Below are 3,167 nucleotides of genomic sequence, written 5' to 3' on the forward strand. Positions count from 1 at the left end.
CATTTGGCGAGGGGGTAATTCTGCGCGCGATTGGCAAATTTCGGGATCGATCAGTTCCTGTGCCGATCGGTCAATTCAAACCGAGAGGGGTATTCCCAAATGAAGAAATCGATCACTCTGTCGCTCGTCCTCGCCGCCTCGATGGGCCTCGCTGCTTGCGCCGAAAAGGCTGCCGACGACACGGCTGCCGCAACCGAAGACGCAGCTGCGACCGTCGAAGGCGCTGCTGATGGCGCGATGGAAGCGGCTGAAGGCGCTGCCGACGCGACCGCCGCTGCTGCTGGCGAAGCCGGCGCCGCCGCCGAAGCCGCCGGTGCTGCCGCTGCTGGCGAAGGCGCCGACGCCGCTGCCAAGGCTGCCGACAAGGCGACCGAAGCTGCCGGCGCTGCCAAGGAAGCTGCCGACGCCGCCAAGGGCGCGATGGAAGAAGCCAAGAAGTAAGCATTTTTCGGCCTTCGGGCCGAAGAAATGTCAAAGACAAAAGGGGGTCGCCGGTTCGCCGGTGGCCCCTTTTTCATTCGGAACAGGTATCAAGCAGCGCCGTTGCCAAGCCCCTGATCCGCCGTTAACTCTCTGACCCTATGGCCGTCGCCCGGCCATTGCATTCGAAAGGAATATCATGCGCAAGATCATCATCGCCTCGATGGCCGCCGCGGCCTTCAGCCTCGCCGCCTGCTCGGAAAAGACCCAGGACGCCGCTTCGGAAACCGCCACTTCGGCCGCCGATGACGCCGCCGCCGCTGGCGATGCCGCTGCCGATGCCGCCGCTGGCGCTGCCGACGCGACGGCTGCTGCCGCCGACGAAGCCGCCGATGCGACCGCCGCCGCCGCCGATAAGGCCGGCAACGCCGTCGAAGGCACCGTGAACGCCGCTGGCGAAGCCGCCGACAAGGCCGGCGCCAAAATCGCCGAAGAAACCAAGAAGGCCGAAGCCAACGACAAGAAGTAAGTCGTCGGCACGCCTTCGGGCTGATATCGGGGCTCCATCCACGGTGGATGGAGCCCTTTTTCATGGGAGCCATGCGATGATCGACCTTCGGATGACGAGCGCAGCGCTCGCGATGCTGATCCTGACGACGGGATGCAGCCGCACCGACAATGAACCCGGCCCCGGCGGCGTGACCGTCAGCGAGGCGAAGGCGCTCGATGATGCCGCCGAAATGCTCGAAAGCCGCGACAACACCGCGCCGGCCGAACCGGGCAAGGCGGTCGACGGGACGGAAAAGGCCGACAAATAGCGTCTTCCCCTCGCCGCGCCGGGGGGTTAGGTTGAGCGCGCCCCGCGAATGGCGCTGAAGATGGGATCCCATCGGGAAGCGGGGCCGGCCGGCAGGCCGTCATGAGCCGCGCGCCTGGGTGATCCACCGCCAGCGCAAGGACATCCGCATGACCGATACCCCCGCCGCCGCGCCCGGCACCAATATCGTCTTCCTGCTTTTTCCCGGCATCACCCAGCTCGACTTCACCGCGCCCGCGCAGGCGCTTTCGCGCATGCCCGGCGCAACGCTTGCCGGTGCCGCCGCCAACCTCGATCCGATCATGACCGACAGCGGCTTCGCGATCGTGCCCACGCATGATTTCGCGGGCGCGCCGCAGGGTGACATCCTCTGCATCCCCGGCGGGCACGGTGTCGCCGATGCGCTGCGCGATACCGCGACGATCGATTTCATCGTGCGCCAGGCCGCGGGCGCGCAGTGGGTGACGAGCGTCTGCACCGGCGCTTTCCTGCTCGGCCGCGCCGGACTGCTCGCGGGTAAGCGCGCGACGACACACTGGGCCTATACCCATTTGCTGCCGCTGGTCGGCGCCGAGCCGGTGAAGGCGCGCGTCGTCGAGGACGGGAATGTCGTCACCAGCGGCGGCGTCACCTCGGGGCTCGATTTCGCGCTGACGCTCATCGCCCGGCTGCGCGGCGATGCGGTGGCGCAAGCGATCCAGCTCGCGATCGAATATGATCCCGCGCCGCCTTTCCCCGGCGGCCATCCCGACCGCGCGCCGAAGGCGATCACCGCGGGATTGAGAGAGCATGTTTACGATACGGCCGCCGCACGAATGGAGGCGGCGCTGTCGGGCGGCTAACGGCAGCCCGCGAGCGCTATTTCGTAAAGCTTCGGCCAATATTTTCCGGTGACGAACAGGCGCTTCGTTTTCGCGTCCCATGCAATGCCGTTGAGCACGCTGTCCGTCCCGCTCACACCCGCGTCGGCCTTGAGCCCCGTCAGGTCGACAAGCGAGACGACGTTGCCGGTGGCGGGATCGATGCGGACGATGAAGTCGGTCATCCAGATATTCGCCCAGATCTGGCCGTCGATCGTTTCGAGCTCGTTGATCATCGGGATCGGCCGGCCGCCGAAACGCACCGTGACACGCTTCCGCTCCTTCATCGTCGCGGGGTCGAAAAAGCGCAGGTCCGTCGTGCCGTCGCTCAAGACCAGGCTGCCCTCGACCATCGTCACGCCCCAGCCCTCGCCTTCATATTTGAAGGTGCCGGTGGGCTTCATATCCCTGATTGACCAGCGATTGCCGACGCCGCCCTGCCAGGTCACGCCGATGATCTGGTCGCCCCAGCGCGTGATGCCTTCGCCGAACTGGTCCGCCGGCAGCTTGGTTTGCGCCAGCGCCTTGCCGGTCTTGAGGTCGAGCCGCGCCACGCGGGACTGACCATATTGGCCGGTGGCTTCGTAAAGATGCCCCTCGTCCCAGAAGAGGCCTTGGGTGAAGCTGGCCGCATCGTGCGGGAAGGTTTCGACGATGCGATATCCGCAGCGTTCGACGGGTGGCGGTGCCGGGGGCGTTGCTGCGGCCGGAGGAGCGGCGAGCATGGCGAGAGCGAGGACGAACATCATCGCCCCTTAGCTATGCCGCATCGCCTTGACTGGCAATGTCCCGTCTCCCCTATTTCGCTACCCCATCTTTCGTCATGCCGGACTTGATCCGGCATCCATGGCGACGCCCGCCTGAATGGACCCCTGTGGATTCACATTTGAAGTGCAACATCAGGAAGGTTTCGGCTGGAGTTTTGAAGTCGAGGCATTTTCTGGGGGTATTGTTGTAGTTTGCGATGATGGCGTCGAAGGCGTTGCCAGGCAAGTCATCGAGGTTGGTTTTTCGGGGCAGGTTTCGGCGCAGCCTGCCGATGGCGTTTTCGACGCCGCCTTTCTGCCATG

Annotated in this window: 5 protein-coding genes and 1 pseudogene; 4 read left to right on the plus strand and 2 right to left on the minus strand. The window is 65.4% G+C overall.

Translation table 11 applies throughout. From position 1 onward, the window contains the following. The first annotated feature begins 99 nt into the window (after nt 1–99). The 4 genes from VJ811_RS05400 (at nt 100) to VJ811_RS05415 (ending at nt 2,079) form a co-directional block, all read left to right on the plus strand. Nucleotides 100–441, plus strand: a complete 342-nt coding sequence (locus tag VJ811_RS05400) for a hypothetical protein (protein WP_324071246.1) — start codon at nt 100–102, stop codon at nt 439–441. 178 nt (nt 442–619) lie between these two features. Next, the gene (locus VJ811_RS05405; RefSeq protein WP_324071247.1) at nt 620–949 is read left to right on the plus strand and encodes an entericidin EcnAB; all 330 of its coding nucleotides are present in this window, start codon (nt 620–622) and stop codon (nt 947–949) included. Nucleotides 950–1,025: 76 nt separating this feature from the next. After that, nucleotides 1,026–1,238 carry a hypothetical protein gene (locus VJ811_RS05410; protein WP_324071248.1) on the plus strand — a complete coding sequence of 71 codons (213 nt, stop codon included), beginning with the start codon at nt 1,026–1,028 and terminating at the stop codon, nt 1,236–1,238. Between the two features lie 148 nt (nt 1,239–1,386). Next, nucleotides 1,387–2,079 (plus strand): DJ-1/PfpI family protein, encoded by a 693-nt coding sequence (locus VJ811_RS05415; protein WP_324071249.1) that lies wholly within the window; start codon nt 1,387–1,389, stop codon nt 2,077–2,079. Here VJ811_RS05415 and VJ811_RS05420 read toward each other — a convergent pair. Both VJ811_RS05420 and VJ811_RS05425 read right to left on the minus strand, forming a co-directional pair. Then, on the minus strand, nt 2,076–2,846 hold the full coding sequence (locus VJ811_RS05420; RefSeq protein WP_324071250.1) for a glutaminyl-peptide cyclotransferase: 771 nt from the start codon (nt 2,844–2,846) through the stop codon (nt 2,076–2,078). The two genes, VJ811_RS05415 and VJ811_RS05420, sit on opposite strands and share 4 nt — an antisense overlap. A 49-nt stretch (nt 2,847–2,895) precedes the next feature. Further along, nucleotides 2,896–3,167: pseudogene (locus VJ811_RS05425) on the minus strand (hypothetical protein); the annotation flags it as partial.

Source organism: Sphingopyxis sp. (genome assembly GCF_035250425.1).
Lineage (GTDB): Bacteria > Pseudomonadota > Alphaproteobacteria > Sphingomonadales > Sphingomonadaceae > Sphingopyxis.

Bases quoted from the DNA above. Each gene is read 5' to 3' on its own strand.
- VJ811_RS05400 (WP_324071246.1), top strand. From the start codon at position 100: ATGAAGAAATCGATCACTCTGTCGCTCGTCCTCGCCGCCTCGATGGGC.
- VJ811_RS05405 (WP_324071247.1), top strand. From the start codon at position 620: ATGCGCAAGATCATCATCGCCTCGATGGCCGCCGCGGCCTTCAGCCTC.
- VJ811_RS05410 (WP_324071248.1), top strand. From the start codon at position 1,026: ATGATCGACCTTCGGATGACGAGCGCAGCGCTCGCGATGCTGATCCTG.
- VJ811_RS05415 (WP_324071249.1), top strand. From the start codon at position 1,387: ATGACCGATACCCCCGCCGCCGCGCCCGGCACCAATATCGTCTTCCTG.
- VJ811_RS05420 (WP_324071250.1), bottom strand. From the start codon at position 2,846: ATGATGTTCGTCCTCGCTCTCGCCATGCTCGCCGCTCCTCCGGCCGCA.